At 44.2% G+C, this 24,412-nt stretch carries 16 protein-coding genes and 1 pseudogene; 13 read left to right on the plus strand and 4 right to left on the minus strand.

Features of this window, described 5'->3' with window-relative positions; genetic code table 11:
- Positions 1-237 precede the first annotated feature (237 nt).
- The 11 genes from MHH49_RS20070 (at position 238) to MHH49_RS20120 (ending at position 16,728) form a co-directional block, all read left to right on the plus strand.
- Entirely contained in the window at positions 238-3,690 is a 3,453-nt protein-coding gene (locus MHH49_RS20070) for a glycosyl hydrolase 53 family protein (protein WP_341138452.1), read from the plus strand.
- A 139-nt stretch (positions 3,691-3,829) separates the two neighbouring features.
- On the plus strand, positions 3,830-5,575 hold the full coding sequence (locus MHH49_RS20075; protein WP_036676119.1) for a sensor histidine kinase: 1,746 nt from the start codon (positions 3,830-3,832) through the stop codon (positions 5,573-5,575).
- Positions 5,576-5,593: 18 nt separating this feature from the next.
- Positions 5,594-7,234: a response regulator gene (locus MHH49_RS20080; RefSeq protein ID WP_076179714.1), complete on the plus strand. Its 1,641-nt coding sequence runs from the start codon at positions 5,594-5,596 to the stop codon at positions 7,232-7,234.
- A 107-nt stretch (positions 7,235-7,341) separates the two neighbouring features.
- The gene (locus tag MHH49_RS20085) at positions 7,342-9,060 is read left to right on the plus strand and encodes an extracellular solute-binding protein (RefSeq protein ID WP_036676124.1); all 1,719 of its coding nucleotides are present in this window, start codon (positions 7,342-7,344) and stop codon (positions 9,058-9,060) included.
- 234 nt (positions 9,061-9,294) lie between these two features.
- The gene (locus MHH49_RS20090; RefSeq protein ID WP_036676126.1) at positions 9,295-10,185 is read left to right on the plus strand and encodes an ABC transporter permease; all 891 of its coding nucleotides are present in this window, start codon (positions 9,295-9,297) and stop codon (positions 10,183-10,185) included.
- A gap of 27 nt (positions 10,186-10,212) precedes the next feature.
- Positions 10,213-11,091 (plus strand): carbohydrate ABC transporter permease, encoded by an 879-nt coding sequence (locus MHH49_RS20095; RefSeq protein ID WP_036676128.1) that lies wholly within the window; start codon positions 10,213-10,215, stop codon positions 11,089-11,091.
- 318 nt (positions 11,092-11,409) lie between these two features.
- Positions 11,410-12,066, plus strand: a complete 657-nt coding sequence (locus MHH49_RS20100; protein WP_036676129.1) for a stage V sporulation protein AA — start codon at positions 11,410-11,412, stop codon at positions 12,064-12,066.
- Between the two features lie 2 nt (positions 12,067-12,068).
- Positions 12,069-12,494: a stage V sporulation protein AB gene (locus MHH49_RS20105; protein ID WP_036676132.1), complete on the plus strand. Its 426-nt coding sequence runs from the start codon at positions 12,069-12,071 to the stop codon at positions 12,492-12,494.
- A gap of 495 nt (positions 12,495-12,989) precedes the next feature.
- Positions 12,990-14,690 carry a spore germination protein gene (locus MHH49_RS20110; RefSeq protein ID WP_036676370.1) on the plus strand — a complete coding sequence of 567 codons (1,701 nt, stop codon included), beginning with the start codon at positions 12,990-12,992 and terminating at the stop codon, positions 14,688-14,690.
- A gap of 126 nt (positions 14,691-14,816) precedes the next feature.
- Positions 14,817-16,151: a diaminopimelate decarboxylase gene (lysA, locus tag MHH49_RS20115; RefSeq protein ID WP_036676133.1), complete on the plus strand. Its 1,335-nt coding sequence runs from the start codon at positions 14,817-14,819 to the stop codon at positions 16,149-16,151.
- A 145-nt stretch (positions 16,152-16,296) separates the two neighbouring features.
- Complete coding sequence (locus tag MHH49_RS20120) at positions 16,297-16,728, plus strand: peptidylprolyl isomerase (RefSeq protein ID WP_076274154.1); 432 nt, start codon at positions 16,297-16,299, stop codon at positions 16,726-16,728.
- 55 nt (positions 16,729-16,783) lie between these two features.
- On the opposite strand, the gene MHH49_RS20125 is transcribed toward MHH49_RS20120, so the two are convergent.
- Positions 16,784-17,539, minus strand: coding sequence for a YwaF family protein (locus MHH49_RS20125; protein WP_036676136.1), 756 nt, complete (start codon positions 17,537-17,539; stop codon positions 16,784-16,786).
- A gap of 243 nt (positions 17,540-17,782) precedes the next feature.
- On the opposite strand from MHH49_RS20125, the gene MHH49_RS20130 reads away from it, so the two are divergent.
- Positions 17,783-21,250, plus strand: coding sequence for a collagen binding domain-containing protein (locus MHH49_RS20130; protein WP_076274153.1), 3,468 nt, complete (start codon positions 17,783-17,785; stop codon positions 21,248-21,250).
- A gap of 16 nt (positions 21,251-21,266) precedes the next feature.
- On the opposite strand, the pseudogene MHH49_RS31245 reads toward MHH49_RS20130, so the two are convergent.
- The 3 genes and pseudogenes from MHH49_RS31245 to MHH49_RS20140 form a co-directional block, all read right to left on the minus strand.
- A pseudogene (locus tag MHH49_RS31245) lies at positions 21,267-21,461 on the minus strand (stalk domain-containing protein); the annotation flags it as partial.
- Between the two features lie 232 nt (positions 21,462-21,693).
- On the minus strand, positions 21,694-22,797 hold the full coding sequence (locus MHH49_RS20135; protein ID WP_076274152.1) for a sensor histidine kinase: 1,104 nt from the start codon (positions 22,795-22,797) through the stop codon (positions 21,694-21,696).
- On the minus strand, positions 22,794-23,504 hold the full coding sequence (locus tag MHH49_RS20140) for a response regulator transcription factor (RefSeq protein WP_076223038.1): 711 nt from the start codon (positions 23,502-23,504) through the stop codon (positions 22,794-22,796). Before MHH49_RS20140 ends, MHH49_RS20135 begins: the two co-directional genes overlap by 4 nt.
- A gap of 458 nt (positions 23,505-23,962) precedes the next feature.
- On the opposite strand from MHH49_RS20140, the gene mscL reads away from it, so the two are divergent.
- Positions 23,963-24,358, plus strand: coding sequence for a large-conductance mechanosensitive channel protein MscL (gene mscL, locus MHH49_RS20145; protein WP_036676141.1), 396 nt, complete (start codon positions 23,963-23,965; stop codon positions 24,356-24,358).
- Positions 24,359-24,412: the final 54 nt, after the last annotated feature.

Genomic DNA, 24,412 nt, shown 5'->3' on the forward strand with positions numbered 1-24,412 from the left:
GAAGTGGAATGGTTCTACCTATATAAAGATGATTCGAAGCCTTATGGCTTTCGGATCATCTTTTTTTGTATGTGATTTTACTCCTTGCTTAGATCAAATCGACTGCAAAAACTGCTGAAATGTTTCTAATGTAACATATAGCAGAATTAATAAAGCGTTTACAATTAGGGGGTGCACAAAATGACTGTGCCACTGAGTACATAATCCATTATTAAATTATTTAGGAGGAAACAGACATTGAAGAAATCATTTGTATTATTTATGATTCTGACCTTTCTTATTTCCCCTTTTACGTTTGGGCCGTCTGCTCAAGCGGCAGGAGATGAGAATATTGCCCTAGGTAAGCCTGCAATATCAGATAGTGAGCTTGCAGGGTATGAAGCGGGTAACGCAGTGGATGCGGATGAATGGAACACACATTGGACGGCGAATGACGGGAGCTTTCCTCATTGGCTGGAAGTAGATTTGCAAGGTGTATATGATTTGTCAGGTGCAACCGTCATCTGGAATGCATGGAGTTACATTAATCAATATACGATTGAAGTATCACGTGATCATAAGGTATGGACAACAGTTGTGGACAAAAGTCAGAGTAGCAGTGTAGAGCAAACTCAGTACAATGCTTTCAAGCTGCGGAATGTTTCTTATGTAAGGGTCAACCTGACCGGCATCAACGGCGGAAAATGGGCAGCCATTAATGATCTGAAGGTCTGGGGTGTTCCCGCAGCCGGCCCGCCGCATGAGCCGGCACAGGGTGAAATACAAACTGTACTGCCAGTACGGTTGGACACGGAAATTGGGCAAGCCCCTGAGCTTCCAAGTGTTGTAACTGTGGTATATAGCAATTCTGACACGGAGGATGCTCAGGTTACTTGGGATGTGATCCTGCCAGCAGAGTATTCCCGTCCCGGAACCTTTACAGTAAGCGGTTCTATCTCAGGTACTGTGCAGAAGGCAGTGGCGAAGGTAACAGTAGTAGGTGACAGCAGCACGCCTATTGTCGGATTTGAGAGCATAAATGTCAGCACAATTACGGATGTGCCTGCTTTATTGCCATCAGTGGTAACGGCTATATACGAAGATGGGTCAAGCAAACAGCTGCCTGTAACCTGGGATGACCTTACTGAGGCGGAGTACGCGGTTGAAGGAACTTACAGCGTAATGGGGAAAGTTGCAGGGACAGACCTACAACCCACAGCTGATATTCAGGTTACTCCGCTTGTGCTGCAATCCGGGTTCATAAAAGGTGCGGACATTTCCACACTGGAAGCGATTGAGGATGCCGGTGGAAAGTATTACGACAATGGAGTAGAAAAGGATTTGCTGGATATTCTTAAAAGCCGGGGTGTAAATTACATTCGGCTACGTTTATGGAATGATCCTCAGGAAGCTGGCGGCTATAATGACCGTGAGCATGTTGTGGAAATGGCGCAGCGCGTCAAAGCCAAAGGGTTTAAGCTGTTGCTTGATTTCCATTATTCTGATTTCTGGGCTGACCCCGGAAAGCAAAACAAGCCGGGAGCATGGGCGGATTACTCCTATGATGAATTGAAGCAAGCGGTATATGACTATACCAAAGATGTTATGGATGAGCTAAAGGAAAAGGGAGCTTCACCCGATATGGTCCAAATCGGAAATGAGATTAATGGGGGCTTGTTATGGCCTGACGGCAAATCCTATGATCAAGAGAATGCTTTTGAGAAGGTTGTTCCGCTTCTAGAGAGTGGAGTGAAGGGAGTTAGAGACAGCCAGAGTGCAGATCAGGATATCAAAATTATGATCCATCTTGCTGAAGGTGGCAAAAATGATATGTTTCGTTGGTTCTTTGACGAATTAACGAAGCGGAATCTTGATTATGACGTGATCGGCGCGTCCTTTTATCCGTATTGGAGCGGAACGATGGATAGCCTGCAGTTTAACTTGGACGATATCTCTAAACGATATGGTAAAGAAGTGATTGTGACGGAAACCGCATATCCTTACACGTTGCAGGACGGCGACAACTTTGAGAATAACATCGCTCGTCAGGATCAGCTAGACGGCAGTGGCTTCCCAGCTACGGTTGCAGGTCAAATGGCTGAGGTCAAAACAGTAATGAATGTATTGTCCAAAGTACCCGATGGTAAAGGAACAGGCTTGTTCTATTGGGAACCAGCTTGGATTCCAGTGCAAGGTGTAGGCTGGAAGGTAGGCGAAGGAAATGCTTGGGAGAATCAGGCAATGTTCGATTTTGCAGGGAATGCACTCTCTTCATTAAATGTCTTCAAAACCCCGGTGGCCGGTGAGGGGGGCGAAGAGGAACCGGGAACGGGAGGAAATCCCGGCACTGGTGGGGAACCCGGAACGGGAGGAAATCCTGGCACTGGCGAGGAACCCGGAACGGGAGGAAATAATCCCGGCACTGGTGAGGAACCCGGAACGGAAGGGAATCCTGGCACTGGTGAAGAACCCGGAACGGGAGTTAATCCTGATCCTGTCATCACGGTCAGAGATTCAAGCGTTGTAAATTCAGCAAATAAAGCAGTGGTCGAACATACAGCGGCAGGACAACTTCAGGTGAAGGCACAAGCAGGAATTTCCGGCATAGCTGATATCACGCTAGGTATAGAGGATATCAATAAGGCGCTGTCGACGCTTCCGGCGGATGAAAAACTGATTATTTCTGTTCTGCCATCGACGGGAGAGCTTAAGGGAGCAGTCGTTCATCTTCCGTTGAGTTCTATACTAGAGCAGGGCAAACATCCCCAAATAGTAATTGTATATGGTGCGGCATCTGTTACGGTTTCTACGGAAGCTAGTGCAGGAATTATAAAGACGGGAGCTAAGGAACTAACGCTCTCACTGGTTCAGGTAGCTACGCCAACCTTGCCTTCACCATTGGTAACTGGAGCAAAAGACTACCCGGCCTATAACATCCATGTGTCAGTAGACGGGACTTCTATCGATGTTTTCAAAAAAGGAGCAATATCGGTAGCCTTCCACTACAAGCTGAAGCTCGGGGAGCAGAGCCAGCGGATTGCTGTTTATTCGATACTTGCTGATGGAAAACTTGAAGTTATCAAAGCTGTGCGGTACAACCCAACCGCGGAACAGATTGTGTTTAATCCAAGTCATTTCAGCATTTATGCTGCGGGGTACGCAGAGGTGGGGTACACAGATTTAAAAGCAGCAGATTGGGCCACGTTAGCGATTGAATCCTTGACGGCTAAAGGGATCGTGCAAGGAATAGGAAACGGGATCTTTAATCCGCAAGGGGAGGTTACACGCGCTGAATTTGTCAGCATGCTGCTGTCCGCGCTGGAGCTAAAAGCAGAAAGAGGAACAGGCAGTTTTAAAGATGTGAACCTTGATGCGTGGTATAGCTCTGTTGTGATTACTGCTGGGAAATTGGGTGTTGTACAAGGACATGCGGATGGCACTTTTGGCCCGAATGATAAATTGTCCCGTGAAGAAATGGCAGCTATTTCGTATCGTGCGCTTAAGTTGGCGGAGAAAGTGAACGGTCAGACGGATGTGAACGTTATTTCTTTTAAAGATAAAGACCTGATCTCGTTGTATGCCAGTGAAGGGATCACAGCGCTTGCGCAGGCTGGGATTATCAATGGATTCGAAGATGGCAATTTCCGTCCGCAAGCCTATACAACACGCGCTGAAGCGGCTTATATCATACTCAATCTTTTGCAGCAATAATAGGCAGACAGGCAATAACTGTGCTCGAAAAGGCAGTTAGGGCCTGTCTTTACCACATTTTTTAGATATTTATCTTTTCGCAAGTAGGGATTGTTTGTACAATAGGGGCTATGACATTTGAGCCGGAGAGTGAAAGAACGTGTATAGATATAATTTATTTACCAAAATCGTGTGTATCATGGTCATTATGCTGATCCCGATAACCATCCTTTACTTCTATTCCAATAAAACGACCACGGATGTGCTGCGTACGGAGTTAAATACTTCGAATAATAATCAGCTTAGTTTTTTTCTGAATCAGGTAGAAAGTAATATGGAGTTATTGTCCTCGTGGCCGATTCTGCTGATCCATGATCCTGATATCCTCAGCCTTAAGGACACTTATCTGGAAAAAGGGCGTTTGAATCTGGATACGATAAACCTGATCAAACGGATTCAGACCAAAATCAGCATTCAAGAAAGCTCCTCCAATTGGAAGAGTAAGCTGTATTTATACTCCCCGTCCATTCATCGTATGGTATCTGAAAATGATGCGAAGTTATACGAAGATGAGGATCTGAAGCGGGAAGTGAAGTCGGGCTGGCATGTGGAGAAGATTGAAGGGCAGGAGGGTGACCGCTTCGTATTCTCGTGGTTTTCTTTTACACCTTTTATGTCAGAATTCGCTCCGGAAAAAGTCAAAACGGTTATGAAGGTAGAGTTCGACAGCCGGAACATAGAAGATATGCTGGATAAATTCAAAAGTGATGGCAGAAGAGACCCTTTTTATTATAAGCAGGGAACAGGACTTATTTTTAACCGCAGTGCCGACAAGGTGTTAGCTAAAGAATTGGTAGACAGGCTGGAAGAGACCCAGCTGAAGCCTAGTGAGAACCGCACGGTCAAAATAGAAGGTGAATCCTACAGTGTAAATATCGTCTATTCGGACAAAATGGGCTGGTATTTGATCGACTATATGCCGCTGACTGAAATCCTACATCCAATCCTGACCTCTAATCGTTTATTTTATTTTGCGATCAGTGCTTTGTTGTTAATGAGCTGTCTCGTAGCCTATCTGTTATATGTTCAAGTGCAGGTGCCTATAAGGTTATTGGTTGGAGGCTTTCAACGGTTGAAGCAAGGGGATTATTCTGCGCGAGTGGAGATTAAAGGGAAGAATGAATTCAGCTTCCTGTCCGGCCGGTTTAACAGTATGGTAGAACAGATTCAGATGCTGATCGAGAATGTGCTGATGGAGAAAATCCATGTTCGCGAAGCCCGCTTAAAGCAGCTTCAATCACAGATAAATCCACATTTTTTCTATAATTGCTTCTCCTTTATTACAAGTATGGCGAAGCTCGATAATATGGGGGCAGTCGTTGGGATGTCGCATAATTTGTCCCGATATTACAGATACACCACTCGTCAGGAACGTGATTTGGTTGCGCTGTCTGAAGAGGTGGAATTTGTGAATCATTATCTGGAGATCCAGAAGATGAGGATGAGCAGACTTCGTTATGAGATCAATATCCCACCGCAAATGCGCAAAAGAGAGCTTCCGCCGCTCGTACTGCAGCCTCTGGTGGAGAATGCGGTTATACATGGAATTGAGCCCATCGCCAAAGAGGGACTGGTGCGGATTACGGGTTCATGTGTAGGCAGAGAAATGACGCTTACGGTTGAGGACGATGGTCAGGGCATGACGCCAGAGGGAATTATAGAATTGGAAAATAAACTAAGCAGGGCGATGGATGAAGAAATGGGCTGCGGTTTATGGAATGTGCATCAGAGAATGCGGCTGCGTTTTGGGGAGACGTCTGGCTTGCGCATCTCGCCTTCTCCGCTTGGAGGATTACAGGTGACACTGCAGTGGTTGCTGCCCAACACAGACAATGAAATGGAATGACATCTAGGAGGGGAAAGAATGATAGAGCTGTTGTTAGTTGATGATGAGCCCTATGTTACGGAAAGTTTAGCTCGTACTATTCCATGGGCTGAAATCGGGGTGAAGCAGGTGCATCAAGCGGCATCGGGTGCTGAAGCTCTGCAAATTATGGAACAGCAGGCTATAGATATTATGGTTACTGATATTTCAATGCCAGGAATGACTGGCCTGCAATTAATAGAAGCCGTAGGCGAGAAATGGCCAAATATTCGGTCCATTTTATTGACGGGTTATTCCGATTTTCAATATGCGAAAAAAGCTATTCAACTGCAGGCATTTGATTATATTTTGAAGCCGGTAAGTGATGACGAGTTTATCAAAAGCGTATCCGGTGCGATTGAATCTTTGAAAGATGAATGGGAAGCCCATGATAGATATCATTTGCTGCTGTATAATCGCAAAGCCGATTACAGTGTTTTGCGGGCTAATCTGATGCACGAATTGCTTCTCGGCAGGGTGCTGTCCGAGCGGACGCTGGCCATTAAGCTGAAGGAATATGAAATCTCCTTCCAGCCGGACGCTGAAGCAGCGATGCTGCTGATTCAGCTTGGTAAACATTATGCCGCCATGGATCACCATTCGGTTTCTCTAATGGAATATGCGATCGGTAACATTGCCGAGGAGCTTTTTAAGGAGCAGTTCCATGTCTGGTTCTGCAAAGCGCCGCATGATTGCTTGATTCTGCTTGTTGAATTAAAGCCGGCAGTTCAGCAGGGATTGGAGCAAATTGCTAACTATGAAGCTGCAAGGCAGCAAGTCCTAAAAGCGGTGATCGCGAATTTCCAAATTAGTGTAAGCAATTACCTCAAGGGTGAGATTTCACTGATTGTAACGGAGTGGTTCACCTTTCCAGAGGGGATGACGGCTGCCTATCGAAGCGGTCTTAGCTCGATGTATTTGGCAGCACATGATGAATCCAGTTCCGTGCTGTTTTTGGATGATCGCCAGCATCAGGAGACGATGAGCATCAAATCGCTCGAATGTCTTTATCGTCCACCTACACTCATTCATCTGTTGGAATCCAAACAATGGGATACAGCAAGGCAAAAAATTGCTGACGTGTTCCGGGATATGGAGAATGCACGGTTTTCTAGTGAACATCTGTACGAGGTCTTTCTATCGATAACGAATGCATTTATGTATATAGCGCATAAGAGTGGCCAGTTCATCTCCAAGATTGATCAATACGCTTTAGATCCGTTGTTGACGCAGAGTATTATTGTTTCTTTTGATAAGCTTAAAGAATGGGCGTTTGATATGCTCGATAAGCTTCAGAAGGAGCTATCCGAAAGCGATCAGAATACGAAAAGTTATATTATCAAGCAGGTCCATGAGCTGGTAGGAAACCATTCGGGTCATGAGCTGTCCGTCAAAACCATTGCCGATCATGTATATTTGCATCCTGTCTACTTGTCCAAGATTTATAAGGCTGAGACTGGGGAAGGGCTTGGGGACTATATTATTCGGATGCGGATGGAACGGGCACTTTATCTGCTTAAAAATACGAATAAAAAAATCTATGAAATCACCTCTGAGCTTGGATATCAAAATCCGCAATATTTCAGTAAGATGTTCAAAAAACACTACCATATGACACCAAATGAATTCCGGGACGGATAGAGGTTGAGAAAGGTGCAGAAACCTTGTTTAAATGACGTATTCGGGCTTAGAATCGTTCCCTATAATTAAATTGTAACCAACACTTATGGAATCCAAGGGGGAACAAAATGAGCGCGATGAAGAGAAAAAGATGGCTGCCGCTCCTGTGTATGAGCATGCTTTTGGCGGGTAGCCTTGCGGGCTGTTCAGGCAATAACGCTGCTAATAGTAAAGACACTGCTGGAGATAAAACAGCTGGTGAAGCGACTGCAAATACAGCTTCCAATTCTGAAAACGCCTACAAGGATAAATACGATCCTGAGGTGACATTTACAACCGCATGGGGCGTGGACCCTGAACTTAAATTCAAAAACGGTGAAAGCATTGAGAATAACGTGGCTACAAAATGGGCTAAAGAAAAATTCGGCATCAACATTAAGTCCCTTTGGTCCATCACAGATACGAACGGCGCATTTGGTACGAAGCTGCGTTTATCCATGTCTTCAGGTCAGGACATGCCTGATGTCGTAACCATCGGTACAGCCGACAACACGATTGCACAGGATTTGATCGATTCCGGCATGTATGCTGATGTAGGAACTTTGTTTGATAAATATGCTTCAGATACATGGAAAGAAGCGATGGCACAGGATCCTAACGTTTGGAACCAATACAGCCGTGATGGAAAAAGAATGGGTCTGCCTGTTCTCGATTATGCATATAACCATGATTACATTCTGTGGATCCGCCAAGATTGGCTGGATAAGCTGAATATGCAAGCACCGAAGACGATCGATGAGCTGGAAAAAGTGATGGATGCGTTCAAGAATCAGAACCCTGATGGCTTGGCACCAGACAAGGTAACTCCACTTAGTATCGGCTTTAAAACAACGATGAACACTTGGATGGGCGACCCTTCTTGGATCTTTGGTGCTTACGGAACCTTGCCACAGCAATGGAATCTAGATGCTGATGGTAAATTAGAATACGGCTCTGTAAATGCTGGCATGAAGCAAGGGCTCGAAAAACTGAAGGAATGGTTGGATAAAGGTTATATTCCTCAGGAAGCGGCTCTTTGGGATGAGAACAAAACTGCCGAACCAGCAGTTGCGGGTACAGCAGGTATTCTCCCGGGTCCTTACTGGATGAGCGGCTGGCCGCTTCAGGATACCGTGAAGAACTCTCCAGATGCAGTATGGGCTCCAATTGAAATTCCAGCGGGTCCAGATGGAAAGGTTATGCGTCATGGTACACAATTCACTAACGGTGTAACTTTGATCAGCACGAAAATGAAAAATCCTGAAGCCTTCTTTACTTATCAAAACTACCTGTTCGATAACTTTGCTAATCCAACGCCAGGCAGTGAACTGGATAACGGCCTTTTTGCAGGATACGACTATGAGCTAGATGCGAACGGTAAGATGATCGAAAATGATAAAATTGCTGGCGGTTATGTGAATAGCGTTCGTTATATGCTGGTTCGTGACGGTGCCCGGATCCCGGATGCCCAAATGAAAGCACTCCTTAACCTGGCAGATGGCGCAGAGCCAACAACCCGTCTGGAGAAGGACGTAGCTGTGAATTATGGTAAAGACACCCCTGCGGCTGCAAAAGTTCTGCTGGCGCAAGAGGATAAATCTTTTAAGAATATGTTCACAGGTCCTACGACCGAAACTATGAAATCGAAAATGGACTATTTGAATAAAATTGAGAACCAAACGTTTAATGAAATCATCTATGGCAACAAACCGCTGGATGCATTTGATTCCTTTGTAGCGACCTGGAAATCAGGTGGTGGCGATCAAATCACTAAAGAAGTTAACGAATGGTATGACAGCGTAAAATAAGGTTTGGATTAAGTTTGACTAGGTAAAAAGCAGTAAACGGGACCATCTCTTCAGCCGTAGCATTAGGCTTTAGGGAGGGTCCCTGTTTGCGTTTGGAGTCCTCTTTTTTCAATGTGATAAAGAGATTGCTTTTGTACCATATATATTGGTTTTGCTCGCTATTTGAGGAATTCGGGCGTTGCTATAATTTGAGTATGGTTACAGAAGAACTTGACACGATATGGGGGACCAAGGATGAGAACACTAAAAAAAACATGGCCTTTTCACTTGATGTTATTGCCGGCGATGATATTCCTGATCATCTTCAGCTTTATTCCAATGGGCGGGATTGTGATGGCATTTCAGGATTATAAGCCATGGCTGAAAATTTCAGGCTCGGCATGGGTTGGATTAGACAATTTCCGTTATCTGTTTGAACGTAATGACAGTATGCAGGTCATTTGGAATACATTGATTATTGCTGTTCTAAAAATGATTTTCAATCTGGCTGTACCGTTTGTATTCGCCATTTTGTTAAATGAGATTCGCAAGGTATACATACAGCGTACTATTCAGACACTGGTATACTTGCCTCACTTTTTATCTTGGGTTATTCTCGGCGGGATCTTGCTGGATTTGCTTGCTACAGATGGTTTTGTCAATCAGATCTTAGGCAGCATGGGCTTCAAACCCATCTTTTTCTTAGGCGACAACAACTGGTTCCGGTTCACAGTTATTCTCACAGATGTGTGGAAGGAATTTGGTTATAATACGATCGTTTTCTTAGCTGCTCTAGCAGGAATTAATCCTTCATTATATGAAGCTGCTGAAATAGACGGCGCTAACCGCTGGAAGCAGACACGTTTTATCACAATGCCATCTCTATTGCCAATGGTTGTGGTGGTAGGTACCTTGGCTCTCGGAAATGTATTGAACGCAGGGTTTGACCAGATTTTTAACCTCTACAATCCACTGGTCTATCAGAAAGGCGATATTATTGATACCTTCGTGTACCGCACGGCTATTCTGAATGGTGAGATGGGCTTTGGTACGGCAATCGGACTGTTTAAGTCGGCCATTAGTATGATCCTAATTCTCGTCTCGTACAGTTTGGCTAAGAAGTGGGCAGGATATCGCATTTTCTAATCTACCAAAGGAAGAGGGAGACAACTTATGTATTACAAAACAAGAGGTTATCGTATATTCAACGTGTTTAATACTTGCTTTCTAATCCTGCTCGCACTGATGTGTATTGTACCTTTGATTCACGTGCTGGCTGTATCCTTTAGCGCGAAGTCGGCAGCGGATGCCAATTTGGTAGGGTTATGGCCAAAGCAGTTCTCTCTGGAAGCTTATAAAAAGACAATAAACAATCCAATCTTTCTACACTCCATCTGGGTATCTGTTCAAAGAACCATACTCGGGACTGGACTTACACTTTTAATTACTTTTCTGGCAGCCTATCCGTTGTCCAAAGAAAACTCAGCCTTCAAGGGCCGTAATGTCTACTCTTGGTTGTTCGTTTTCAGTATGGTGTTCAACGGTGGATTGATTCCATTTTACATTGTGATTCAAAAGATTGGTTTGATGGATTCCTTCTGGGTACTTGTTCTGCCAGGTGCGGTAAATACGTTCTTGGTGATTCTGATGCTGAACTTCTTCCGTGGTATTCCAAAAGATCTGGAGGAGGCCTCGCTAATAGACGGAGCCGGACATTTCCGTACGTTGTTCAGTATTTACTTGCCGATTTCTCTGCCGTCGATAGCTACGATTGCCTTGTTCAGCATGGTATTCCATTGGAACTCCTGGTTCGATGGACTATTGTATTTGAATAATTCCAAGCAATTTCCACTGGCGACATTCCTGCAGACGGTTATCATTCAACGGGATATGAGCTCCATGAGCATCAATCCAAAGGAAATGGAGCTGATCTCGCAGACGACGGTGAGAGCCGCGCAAATATTTATCGGAGCCGCTCCAATTTTGATCGTATATCCTTTCCTGCAAAAATATTTTGTTAAAGGGATGACACTTGGTTCTGTAAAGGAGTAGCAATGATGACAACCACATTTATCAATGGAATGGATATCTCGTTTCTGGATGAAATTGAACAGGCACGGTATGTTGGATTACTTGCGATCTAACTGATGAATTGGCAGAAACAAGAAGACAGCTTAAGGTTAATTACCTTGAGCTGTCTTCTTTTTAATTTCCAGAAGAAGGATTGGCCTTTCCTGATACCTATAAACAAGCAACATTTCAGTATTTCAGGAAATTGATTCAGAGCAGCAAGAGTAAAAATAAGGCTTTACTCCCATACTACCGTTATCTTGGACCTGAGCTTCACCATAACCTTTAGGAGGAATGCGGATGAAACAACATTCTGCTCCCACCATCTATATACAGCTTAAAAATCGGGTGATGGTTCCCAAGGGTAAAGGTGTCACATTGGGTGATATTGCTTTTTTGATAGCGGAGCCTGAGCTGAAAGAGTCGTTGGAGACAATTCTCTTAATGAAGCCGGAGCAAAGTGACGGCAATCTGATTTTGATTGATCTGTTGATGGTTATCCCCCGGATATATGAACTTATACCGAATGCGGACATTGAACCGATCGGTGAAGGGAGGACGATTGTGCAGATTGAGAGTCAGGTGGAGAGACGGAAACCTTCGGTGGCGATGTTTGTTTTAGTGTGGCTGCTGCTTTTCTTTGGGTCTGCTCTGACAATTATGAACTTTCATGCTGATGTAAATATGCTGGAGGTACAAATTCGAATTGTGGAGATGCTAACGGGTCATCGGGATGAGCATCCCTATATATTTCAGATTGCTTATTCTCTGGGCATCGGGTTTGGGATGGTCATTTTTTTCAACCATTTATTTAAAAAGAAGTGGAACGAGGAGCCTACTCCGCTGGAAGTGGAAATGTATCTGTATCAGAAGAACATCGACCAATATGTCATCAATGAGGAATACAGCAAGATGAGGCGCCGAAGTGAAAACCAATCTGAGAATACGGAGGACTGAAGATGACGGCACCCATAGCACTGGGACTAAATTTGCTGCTGGGCATTGCGGGTGGTATTGCTGTAGGCGGCGGAGTGATCGCTCTATTTGTTGTGCTCGATATGGTGCCGCGTCTGGCGCAATTAACCTCTTCTTACGATAAAGTTCATTGGTACGAAGGCGCGATGGTAGGTGGATCTTTAGTAGGTACTGTTAGTGATTTTTGGAATTGGAAGATTACCTCAGGTCCTCTAGTTGAACTTGGTGTAGGACTATTTGATGGGATTTTTGTCGGGATGCTCGCTGCAGCATTGACCGAAGTATTAAATGTGCTGCCGATACTCGCTAAACGCTTGAATATGACACATTATCTATTCGGTTTGTTAATGGCGATGGTGAGTGGGAAGGTCGCGGGTTCTTTGTTCGACTGGTTTGTATACCGACAGTAAACAGGGGGTTAGGAAATGAGCAAGTTTATTCACAGCGGTGATTCTGCACCGGAAGATGATCATCTGGAAGATAATGCTGCAGCTGCTGCAGCAATGAAGACAACTGCAGCGGATCTAGTTGCAGATCACACAGAACCTGTAGGAGCTTCAGCTATCGGGGAAAGTGAAGATTCAGCGGAAAATTCTACAACAACTGAAACTAGCCAAGACCAGGAGGATGCAGAGGCGTCAGCCGAATTAGGCACTGAGCTGCAAGACGCAGATGCAACTGCGGAGCAGGGAACAGGGCAGCAGGATGCAGCAGATGCAACTGCGGAGCAGGGAACAGGGCAGCAGGATGCGGAAGCCACTGCGGAGCAGGGAACAGGGCAGCAGGATGCAGCAGATGCCACTGCGGAGCAGGGAACAGGGCAACAAGATGCAGAAGCATCGGATGAGCTCGGCAATCAGGAGCCCAATGAGCCGAGTAAAGGTTTTTTTGCCAGGTTATTTGGTATGGATTCAGAGGATTCGGAATCAGATGATGAGGCACAGGATCAGAATGCTCAGGCAGCAGGAGGCATAGATAACGGTACCGGAACCGGGGAGGGTTCTCAAGCTCAACCGAAGCCTTCGAAGAAGCAGGCGAAGCAGCAGACTCAGAACAAAGGGAAAAATAAGCTGCAAGACAAACGCGATAGTGAGCATTCTAACTCATTAAAGGAATCCGTTATTTATTGGCAAGGCAATGATCATATCCCAGGTTCTCTACAAGAAACAAAAAACACGCTGACCGAAGTGATGGGACTGGGATCAAGTTTTGATGTGACGTTTAGAGAAATGTCCTTTGGGGGACATAAGACAGCTTTACTCTGTTTAAGCGGATTCACCAACGAAGATGTAACGGATGAAATTCTGAAACGACTAACCTACCTTTCTTCAGAAAATTTGTCCGCAGGTGTGTTAGGTAGCTTTATGAACGAATACATCCCTCATATTCAAGTTGAAGAGGGTAGTGTATTAAGTGAATGTTTCGATAAAGTATTAAAAGGAATGAGCGCACTATTTATTGAGGGTGAGAACAAAGTTATCCTAATGGATACTCGATCTTACCCAATGCGAAGTCCGGATGAACCCTCGATTGATCGGGTGGTACGTGGTGCGCGTGATGGTTTTACAGAAACCCTGCTTAGTAATATTTCACTTGTAAGAAGACGGATACGTGATCCGGGGCTGAAGCTTGAAATGTTTCAAGTGGGACGGCGGACACGGACAGATGTCTGTGTGGCTTACATCGATGATATCGTTGATAAAACACAGGTTACGTCTGTCATCGATAAAATCAACAGCATCGATATCGATGGTATTCCACTGGCGGATAAGCAATTGGAGGAAGCGATTATCGGCGGAGGGTGGAACCCTTATCCTATGGTGCGTTATTCTGAACGCCCTGACGTTGTTGCCTCCAATTTATTGGAGGGACGGGTCATATTATTCGTGGATACCTCACCCATTGTAATTGTTCTTCCGACCACCTTTTTTGATCTTTGCCAGCATGCGGAGGAGAATCGTCAGACTCCTTTTATGGGGACATATCTGCGGTGGGTCCGTTTCATCGGCATCTTCGCCTCCATGTTCCTGCTCCCGTTATGGATGCTGCTTGTTATCCATCCTGAGTTAAAGCCTGCTATGCTGGATTTTATCGGGCCGCAAAAGACAGCGAGAATTCCTATTCTCGCTCAGTTTCTGATTGTAGAGCTTGGGGTTGATTTACTGCGGATGGCCGCCGTGCATACCCCAACACCTTTAGGCTCAGCGATGGGTTTGATTGCAGCCATATTGATTGGTGATATAGCGGTGCAGAGCGGTCTGTTTGTAAACGAAGTAGTACTATATATGGCGGTAGCCTCAATCGGTATGTTCGCGACTCCGAGTTATGAGCTGGGTCTGGCGAATCGTATAGTCAGGCTTGTGTTATTAATTGCCGTAGCGGCGTTCCAGGTACCAGGCTTTATGATTGGCACGACGTTGCTGACTATCTTCTTAACCACTCATCGGTCCTATAACTCCTCATATATGTGGCCGTTTATACCCTTTAATGCAAAGGCAATGAGTGAAATTCTATTGCGTAAACCGGTCCTAAGTTCGAAGGAAAGACCGTCTTTTAACAAAACCAGAGACAATACCAGAATGCCGCCATCTCAAGAGAATGAGTAACAATCGTAGGAAAATACAAAACTACTGCAAATTAGTCCATTCAATGGAGTTCCCACTGTCTGTTATACTGAATACACTAAGACAGGGTGGAACCTTGATATTCCACAGAAATTGGAGGACTAAAGAATGTTTCTACACGGTACTAGCCGCATTAACGATGCTGGGCATTTGGAGATCGGCGGATGTGATGTAACTGAATTGAAAGCGGAATATGGAACCCCGCTATATATATTGGACGAGCAATTGGTTAGACAACGTTGCCGGGAATATATGGATGCTTTTAAAGCCTCCGGCCTTGGTTTCCAAGTAGCTTACGCAAGCAAGGCGTTTTCAGTAATGGCAATGGTTCGTTTGGCTGATGAAGAAGGTTTGTCACTGGATGTTGTATCTGACGGCGAACTATATACAGCTTTGCAAGCTGGCTTCCCGGCAGAACGTATTCATTTTCATGGCAACAATAAGACATCTGAAGAGATCGAAATGGCGATTGATGCCAAAATCGGCTGCTTTGTAGTCGATAATCTGGTAGAGCTTAACCTTTTGCAGTCCATTGCCGCACGTAAAGAAGTTAATGTGAACATCTTATTGCGGGTGACACCAGGTGTAGAAGCGCATACTCATGAATATACCGCAACTGGCCAGACGGATTCCAAATTCGGTTTTGATATCGGTAATGGATCGGCCTATGAAGCAGTGAAAGCAGCAGTCAGCAAAAAGAATATCACGCTGCTTGGTGTGCATTCCCATATTGGTTCGCAGATCTTTGAAACCGATGGTTTCCAGCTGGCTGTTGAGCGTGTGGCAACTTTTGCCCGCAGTGTTAAAGAAGGCTTGGAAGTGGACTTCCGTGTAGTCAATCTTGGCGGAGGTTTCGGCATTCGTTATGTTGAGGGAGATACCCCACTACATGTTTCTGAATATGTTGCAGCGATTACGGATGCAGTGAAGACTCATTTTGCGGGAATTTATAGTGCTTTGCCGGAAATTTGGGTGGAGCCGGGCCGTAGTATTGTTGGAGATGCAGGTACTACATTGTACACTGTAGGATCTAACAAGGACATTCCTGGCGTGCGTAAGTACGTTGCTGTTGATGGTGGAATGACCGACAATCCACGCCCTGCTTTGTATCAGTCTAAATACGAGGCATTGCTTGCTAACCGTGCTAACGAAGACGCAACTGAGACTGTTTCCATCGCTGGTAAATGCTGCGAGAGCGGAGATATGTTGATCTGGGATGTAGAGCTGCCAAAGGCTGAAAGCGGCGATTTGTTGGCTGTAGCCTGCACAGGTGCGTATAATTACTCCATGGCCAGCAACTATAACCGTCTTCGCCGTCCGGCTTTAGTATTCGTACAGAACGGACAAAGCGATCTTGTAGTGCGTCGTGAAAGCTATACGGATCTTATTGCCAACGATATTGTACCAGAGCGTATCGCCAAACAGACAGTTGTTGCTAAGTAAAAGCCTGCTGCTGTAAGGTGGGTAAGGTTGAGCAGCATATAGAGCAAGCAGGAAAGTCTCCTGCTTGCTTTGCTTTGTGCGTGGTTTCATAGTAATATAATTGAGGTATTCTAAATTTGTTAATTTTGAAAGGGGTCATTTACATATGGCAAAGCAAGCGAAAATCACTCTAGAAAATGGTGGCGTAGTGCTGCTGGACTTGTTCGATCAAGATGCACCTAACACTGTAGCCAACTTTGAAAAGCTGACAAAAGAAGGTTTCTACAACGGATTAACATTCCACCGTGTTATCCCTGGTTTCGTTGCTCAAGGCGGATGCCCTAACGGAACTGGATCTGGCGGTCCAGGATACACAATCAACTGCGAAATTAACCCAAACAAACACGAACGCGGAACACTTGCTATGGCACATGCGGGTAAGAACACAGGCGGAAGCCAGTTCTACATCTGCTACGCTCCACAACCACACTTGGATGGAGTACACACTGTGTTTGGTAAAGTAGTAGAAGGCATGGATCTTGTTGATGCTTTCAAAGGACGCGACAAAATGACTTCGGTAGAAATCATCGAAGCTTAAGATTTAATAGTTAAAAAGCCAGTCTCCGAATATCGGGGCTGGCTTTTTTGTGTTGTTAAAGAATCCGCCTAACCTGTGTACGCCGCGAATTGCGCCGTTCTGGCAGCCAGAAGAATATCAAATACATGGCAAGAAACACAGTGAAGGCAAACAGCTCTTCAACAAGCAGGTAATAAGGATAAGGTCCAAAATAATCCAATACGGAATAGGTGCTAGGCTTCTGGGATAGGAACATGTAGTTTGAGCCTAGGAAGTAATTAGCAGTCCAGATGCAGGCAGCCACAATATTGAGGCCAAGCATGGTGATGAGTAACGATCTCCAAGTCGGCTTGTAGCCCTCAATCCAGGTCATATAAAGAGACGCCAGAATAATAGAACCATGAGCTATAAAAAACAGGAGAAAGCGGAAATGAGGGAACGGATAAACTAGGTTAGGGGTAAGCAAAGCAATAAATGCTCCGCCGATCCCGGCAAAGTAGAGAAAGGAATAAAGGGTTCGACTGCGTGAAATTAACATGATAATAGACAGCAGTAGAGTGATTCCACAGAGCTCGAACGGTAATGAGGAGCTGGAGCGCCAGATGTTCTGAGAGATGTACCACATTTGCAGCCCGGCTTCTGAGACTACAAGTAGAATGATTAGCAGCAAACGCACACTTTGCCGAAGTCTTGAATCTGCACGAATTTCAAACCGTAAGCCATAGAGCAGTAGACAACTTAACGTAATGATAGACAGCGCAACCCAATGCGAAGATGAGAACATGATGAAATCCTCCGCGTGCTGGCGATCAAAAAAAGATGAAAGCTGCATAGACAAACCTCCTTTGAACGTGAAAACATCCATCAAAAATAAAGTTTGAGAATTTTAATAATATTGATTCTAGATATCCATAAATTGGGTATATATGTATATGTTCTGTCAACTCCACCACATAAGGAAGACTTTTCATTATATTAACATAAGATGGGGCGCTGGGTGCGGAATTACATATGAAGCTTTTGAACAAACAGGGGTGGAAAACAATTAGAACAAGAAAATGGAGGCAAAAAGAACATGTTTAAGAAAAAAATAAGTGTAATGGTCATTATTTTGATGCTTGTGGCACAATATGCCTATGGCATCGGATTTGCTCCGCAAGTAAAAGCGGCTGCGATTGATGACGAAAGAAATATCATCACCAGTGTTTCGATGGCTGTTTACGGGCCGGATGGAATCACAGTCACGAATAGCGTATACGAACAAGATGCTAATGTTACCTTGGATTATAATTGGTCTCTTCCTAAAAATCATAATTACAAGCAGGGCGACACTTTTACTTTTCAGCTACCGGAACAGTTCCAGCTATTTAATGATTTTAACGGACCCTTAGTCTCTGAGGATGGAGATGTAGGGAGCTTTGAAGTCAGGCAAAATTCACATGAAGTGATAATGACTTTTAATGACTACATAGAAATGCATGATGACGTGCAGGGAACGCTGCGGTTAAATACTAAATTCGATAAACAGAAAATCTCGGGCAGTACTATTCAGAATATTTTATTTCCCGTGAGCGGTGGCGTTCAGACAGTGACAGTGAATTTTAAGCCAAGTGTTGGATCGATCATAGAGAAGAGAGGTATTCCCGAAGGCTTCAATGCGAACCAAATATTATGGACTGTTGATGTCAATAAGTCTTTGGAAGCCGTGGGGAATGCCATTGTGACGGACCCCATCCCTTCAGGCTTATCATTAAATACTCCAGTCACTGTGAGCGTGTATCAACTGAGCATTCAATTGGATGGTTCAGTAACGGAAGGAGCGTTGCTCGACACAAGCAAATACTCTGCAGAGCTCTCCGGAGGGGCACTGATTGTCCGTTTTACGGAGCCTGTGATTAAAGAGGCTTACCGTATTGTATATTCCACAGGGATTACTAATGACCATCAGCTAAGCTTCACCAATACTGCAACTTTTTCAGGAGATGGGCAAGAGCCTGCCAGCTCCTCTGCCACAGTGAATGTAGAACGTGGAGGAAGCTTGAAAAAGTATTCCACAAGCTATGATGGGGGCAAGCAGATCATTTCCTGGGCAATTGAATATAACTACAGTGAAAAGAACATCCCGCAAGGAAACGCTGTGTTAACAGATTTGTTCGATGATTCTCAAGAGCTGGTAGCCGATTCATTAAAAGTATATGCTGTGCAGCTGGATTCTTCCGGTGGTGCAACGTTAGGCAAGGTTTTGACAAAGGATGTTGACTACACGGTTGTTTCCACCTCAGACGTTCATAAGGCTGGGTTTGTATTGCAATTTGTACACGATGTTACTTCACCATATCGAATCGAATATAAGACAAAAGCGATAAAGCGCGTGTTTGAGGATGTCACCATAACTAATACAGTCTCCGATAGTACGTATAGTAATCAGGCTACCCGATTAATCCGGTCTTCCATTCTTTATAAGACTTTATCAACCGTAGATTATCAGAATAAAACATTGGGCTGGAAGGTCACATTGAATAGTGACAATTACCCGATGAGCCATGTTGCAGTTACCGAATCCTTCCCATTAGGCGGCCTAAAGTTTATTCCGGAATCACTGGTGATTAGAAATCTGAATGGAAATGTTTTAAATCCGAATAACTATAATCTAGTATACAACTCACCTGTCGAGCCTAATAAAGGCTTCAAGGTAGTGTTTAATTCACCGATATCTGGTCTTTACACGATTAGCTATTCTACAGAATTTAACAAGGATTGGATTTGGGCTAAAACTGAAAATTTCAACAACAAAGTTCGCTTAGACTGGATGGACTCTACTGAAGCCTTACGCACGATAGAAGCAGAAGGGTTATTCATTCCTAGACCTGAAGCGAAAAACAATGGATTTAAAGGGGGAGCCTACGATGCTTCAACTAAAGAAATTACTTGGACGATAGGCGCCAATTATAACGGCAAAACCCTCGAAGCTCCGGCGCTTGCAGATATTTTAAAATCAGGCCAGACCTTGGTTCCTGGTTCACTTAAAGTTTACACTATGAATATTGCAAAGAATGGTGATCCTACCAAGGGTGGAGAAGTGAATCGTAATAAATATACCTATAGCTTAAATAGCGATAATGAATTAAAGGTCATTTTTACAGATAGGATTAACTCCGCTTTCTACATTGAATTTAACACAAGTCTTGAAGGGCAAATAATAGGCACTACTATTGATAATAAAGCTAATCTCTATGATGGAACAAAAGTGGTTTCCAAAGATTTGACCGCCTCCGTAAAAATTCCTTTTGGAGAGGATTATGTGCTGAAGGACGGCACACAAAACGGGGATAAAATCGACTGGAGCCTGCAAATTAACCGGGGGCAGTCTACTGTAAAGGATGCTTTAATCAAAGATACTCCCAGTGCTAATCAAATTTTGCTGCAGAATTCATTCCATCTATATCCTACGGCTGTAGCTGTGAACGGAGATATCACGAAAAGCGGCCCTGAATTGATTCAGGGTATTGATTATAGCGTAGTTATTACAACGGATGCCGATGGAAAACAATCCTTTGAGTTAAGCTTTGCCAAGGAAATCAGCAGGGCTTACATTCTCGAATATCAATCCCTGATTGTGGCTAACACTGGAGACAAAGTAATAAATACTGTACATTTCAGTGGTTTTAACGGCAGCGAAATAAGTAAAGAGACCTCCAAAGAAATTATTGTCGGGGTCTCCAGCGGTTCTGGCACAGGCAGCGGGGTTAGAGGCACCCTCAATATTAAGAAGCTAGATGCTGAAGATAACTTAAAGGCGCTTGGTGATGCGACTTTTGCATTGTATCGACTAAATGGCACGGAACGTGTACTGATTAACAGTCTAACTACAGATGCAGAGGGTACAGCTACATTCAATAAAATATGGCTGGGTAGCTATGTATTGGTGGAGACAGCAGCTCCAAATGGTTACGTGCTCGATACATCCGAGCATCCAGTGGAGATTCGTTCCTCGTCAGCGATTCAACTGGTGATTACGAATCAAAAAGCAGTGGAGCCAACGCCTACGGCAACACCAGAACCAACCGATGCTCCAACAACAACACCAGAGCCAACCGTAACACCTGCACCATCAACAACGCCAGAACCGACGGTTTCTCCATCACCAGAAGCGACTGCTGCACCTACACCAATCCCTACAAGCAGCACATCTGGAGGTTCGGTGGTACCCACGTCTACAAGTTCGCCCGTACCAGGGGTAATTATTAATGATCCAGCTGTTCCTGCTGGTCCTGAAATTGCCGCCGATCTAGGATCCGCGACATCAACCGATGAGGGAATTCCTGAGCAAGAGATAACCGAAGATGAAATTCCTTTAGGAGAAGTTGATATCGATGATGAAGAAGTACCAAAGGGTACGGTGAACAATAGCACTTCGGTTGCTCCTCAGCTGCCGAAGACAGGTGAGAATAGTCCAATGCCACTGTATCTGTCGGGAATTGGGTTGATAACGATAGGCTTTGTTTTGAACCGAGTATTTAGACGTAGGGGTAAGACGGAGTGATTGAGATTAGTGTGATTTAAGCTTTTATGCAAAAGCACCCAGCATGATAAATGCCGGGTGCTTTTGTGCTTTTTTTGAAAAATTTATGGCTGATTCTTAAGTGTACCGGGACTAAAACTTTTCCTCCTGGCAGTAGCGGCGCAGCATCAATGGTGAGAGCTTTCCCGTTCACGAGTGCTTTGACACTGCCCACAGTCATAGTAACGGTGTTCTCGGCGTGCTTAAGCTAAAGATCAGTAGTGGTCGGCGATGCTTAGCTGTCGCGGTATGAATGAAATGGCCCCTAGCATAGTTAAATAAGATGGATAATAATATTAGAGGAATTCCTCACTTATAGCAGAGTTGGTATGAAATCACTATAAGTCAGAGATCTTAAGGCTTTATGTTATGAAATCTTATCATTTTCTTAATGGATGAGATTGTACAAAAAATCCCTGCAAGCATCATTCGCTCACAGGGAAAGAGGTTTCAAATTCAGTTTGTTTGCGTGTGCTTTTGGCTGTAATGGTTCCGCCGTGAAGCTCTGCAATACTCTTGGCTATGGCGAGCCCTAAGCCACTTCCGCCTGTCTCTCGGGAGCGGGATTTATCGACACGATAAAAGCGTTTAAATAAGTGGGGGAGGTCGGATGCAGGGATAGGAGTACCATAATTCGTACATACAGCAACTATTCTATCGTCTTTTCTAACAACAGAAATGTCTAGAATTTTTCCTTCCTTTCCGTATCTTACGGCATTGGTAAATAGGTTCTCATACAATCGCACCAGCTCATCCGCATCTCCGTTGATGATCAGAGGAGCTGTATCCGTATGAATGCGGTAGATCATATCTGCTTGTTCCAGTACGGGTGCAAATTCCTCAATCAGCTGTTCGAGCAGCTTGCCGAGATCTACAGGCTCAATATTTAGCGGTAATCCGCTGCTGCTGACGCGTGTGTATTCAAATAAATCGTCGATTAGCTTTTTAAGAGTCAGAGATTTCTCATAGGCAATATTCACATAATAACGCAGCTCAACCTCGTTTTTATAACGATCCTTCTCCACATATTCAAGGAATCCGAGAACAGAGGTTAGTGGGGTTCGGAGGTCATGGGACACACCTGTGATTAGGTCATTTTTGGCTTTTGCAGCGGCTCGTTCTTCCTCTATAGCAGATTTTAGCTTGCCAGCCATTGTGTTCATATTTTCAGCGAGCTTTCCGAGTTCATCCGTACCTGATACCGGCACCTTGAAAGACAAATTGCCATCCGCAATGGCCTGAACTCCGCTCGTAATGTTATGAAGATTCTTAGTTGTATTTCTGGACAGTTTTAGGATGAAAAAAATAAATAAAGGAATCCCTATAAGAATTACAACTGGCGTCGATCCAATGGTATTGATCACCCAGAGAATGAGTCTGACTCCCCAAAAGGAGCGCGAAGGATTTAACCACAGCAATAGTGAAGTGCCATAATAGCTGCCCATTAAGATTAAAGCGGTGAGTGCTAGGCTTGTTAAGCTGAAGCCAACTATTTTCCAGGATAGGGTATCGAATCGTTTAAAGTTCAACTAGAAGGACCTCCTTTTTCCAGTTTGTAGCCAACGCCCCATACCGTTTTTAAGTATTGTGGTTTACGCGGATCTTCTTCTATTTTTTCTCTGATTTTACGAATATGCACCATGAGTGTATTGGTGCTTTCCAGGAATTGTTCTTTCCATACTTTGGCGTAGATCTGCTCCATGCTTAGGACTTGTCCTCTATTACGGGCGAGCAGCTCTAGAATCGCAAATTCTCGCGGGGTAAGTTTAACTGGCTGATCATCCACACTAACTTCATGCGTAACCGAATTAATAACCAAGCCATCAATGATGATTTCATCCTGTTTGGCGTTTAGATCTGCCATGTAATTTCGAGTTCTGCGCAGCTGGGATTTAACACGGGCAACTAACTCCAGCGGACTAAAAGGTTTCGTAACATAATCATCTGCACCTACGCTAAGTCCGTTGATTTTATCAAGTTCCTGCCCTTTAGCAGATAACATGATGATCGGAAATTTTTGCGTTTCACGAATTTTAATACAAGCCTCAATGCCGTCCATATTAGGCATCATGATATCAAGAACCATGAGGTCTATAGTCTCTCTATTGATAATTTCGAGTGCTTCCAGCCCGTCTCTGGCAGTTAACAGCCGATAGCCCTCGTTCTCCAGATAGATCTGCATTAGTTTAATAATCTCGGCTTCGTCGTCCACCAATAGCAGCGTTGCGTTGTGCATTTCTCAACGTCCTTTCTTGCTTGTAAAGCAATCTTGCTATAAGAAGTATACAACATTTTCTTGTTTGGAAGCCTCATTTGAAGACCGGTGAAGGCAAAGGAACTGTATTGCAGCTCATAAATTAGTGGAATAAAAGACCAAATCGCCCACAGCATTATGCCAGTTTGTTTTTTCTTTTAGCTTGCTCTGATCGCTGTGCCTCAATCCATGTTTTGATCTGTGATAATACATTCCCAGCCATGCCCCTAACATGCAGTTCTGGAATCTTTTTTAAGAGTTGTCATGATAGAAATCTTCCTTTCTTGTAGTGCTTAAACCCTATTTAACAGGAGACTTCTTAACAACGCTGGCAGATAAAAGTAAAGGGAAACTTAATAGTTTCTTAACAAGTCTTAAGAATTAGGAAGCTACTATGCTATAATAATTTCAAATTAAATATGTTGGGGGTAATTTGGAATATGTGGAAGGAATTTAAAGCTTTTGCCTTGAAAGGAAATGTTCTTGATTTAGCGGTTGCGGTCATTATTGGAGCTGCATTCGGAAAGATTGTAACTTCATTAGTAAATGACATTATTATGCCAATTGCAGGTTTGCTTACTGGTGGGATAGATTTGAAGGATCGGGTGCTTGAAGTCAGTACGGACCTGAAAATACCTTATGGACTATTTTTACAATCGGTTGTGGATTTCTTTATTATTTCATTTTCCATTTTTTTGGTTATCAAGCTGGCCAATAAATTTCAGCGCAAAGAAGCCGTTAAAGTTGAAGTGGTGGAGACTCCAGCACCTGCAGAGGATATCGTGCTGCTTACGGAAATTCGTGATCTTTTGAAACAACAAGAACGTGGTTTGTAATCATGAAATATAACCAAGAAGCGCCAGGAGTCCTTGTCCTGGCGCTTCTTGGTT

This window comes from Paenibacillus sp. FSL F4-0122 (assembly GCF_038002845.1).
In the GTDB taxonomy this organism is placed as follows: Bacteria; Bacillota; Bacilli; order Paenibacillales; family Paenibacillaceae; genus Paenibacillus_AQ; species Paenibacillus_AQ odorifer.

What these genes read in the sequence shown, in the direction of transcription:
- MHH49_RS20130 (WP_076274153.1), top strand. Translation starts at nt 17,783, where the DNA reads ATGTTTAAGAAAAAAATAAGTGTAATGGTCATTATTTTGATGCTTGTG.
- MHH49_RS20095 (WP_036676128.1), top strand. Translation starts at nt 10,213, where the DNA reads ATGTATTACAAAACAAGAGGTTATCGTATATTCAACGTGTTTAATACT.
- MHH49_RS20125 (WP_036676136.1), bottom strand. Translation starts at nt 17,539, where the DNA reads ATGCAGCTTTCATCTTTTTTTGATCGCCAGCACGCGGAGGATTTCATC.
- MHH49_RS20110 (WP_036676370.1), top strand. Translation starts at nt 12,990, where the DNA reads ATGGATTCAGAGGATTCGGAATCAGATGATGAGGCACAGGATCAGAAT.
- MHH49_RS20090 (WP_036676126.1), top strand. Translation starts at nt 9,295, where the DNA reads ATGAGAACACTAAAAAAAACATGGCCTTTTCACTTGATGTTATTGCCG.
- MHH49_RS20100 (WP_036676129.1), top strand. Translation starts at nt 11,410, where the DNA reads ATGAAACAACATTCTGCTCCCACCATCTATATACAGCTTAAAAATCGG.
- MHH49_RS20085 (WP_036676124.1), top strand. Translation starts at nt 7,342, where the DNA reads ATGAGCGCGATGAAGAGAAAAAGATGGCTGCCGCTCCTGTGTATGAGC.
- MHH49_RS20140 (WP_076223038.1), bottom strand. Translation starts at nt 23,504, where the DNA reads ATGCACAACGCAACGCTGCTATTGGTGGACGACGAAGCCGAGATTATT.
- MHH49_RS20105 (WP_036676132.1), top strand. Translation starts at nt 12,069, where the DNA reads ATGACGGCACCCATAGCACTGGGACTAAATTTGCTGCTGGGCATTGCG.
- MHH49_RS20080 (WP_076179714.1), top strand. Translation starts at nt 5,594, where the DNA reads ATGATAGAGCTGTTGTTAGTTGATGATGAGCCCTATGTTACGGAAAGT.
- lysA (WP_036676133.1), top strand. Translation starts at nt 14,817, where the DNA reads ATGTTTCTACACGGTACTAGCCGCATTAACGATGCTGGGCATTTGGAG.
- mscL (WP_036676141.1), top strand. Translation starts at nt 23,963, where the DNA reads ATGTGGAAGGAATTTAAAGCTTTTGCCTTGAAAGGAAATGTTCTTGAT.
- MHH49_RS20120 (WP_076274154.1), top strand. Translation starts at nt 16,297, where the DNA reads ATGGCAAAGCAAGCGAAAATCACTCTAGAAAATGGTGGCGTAGTGCTG.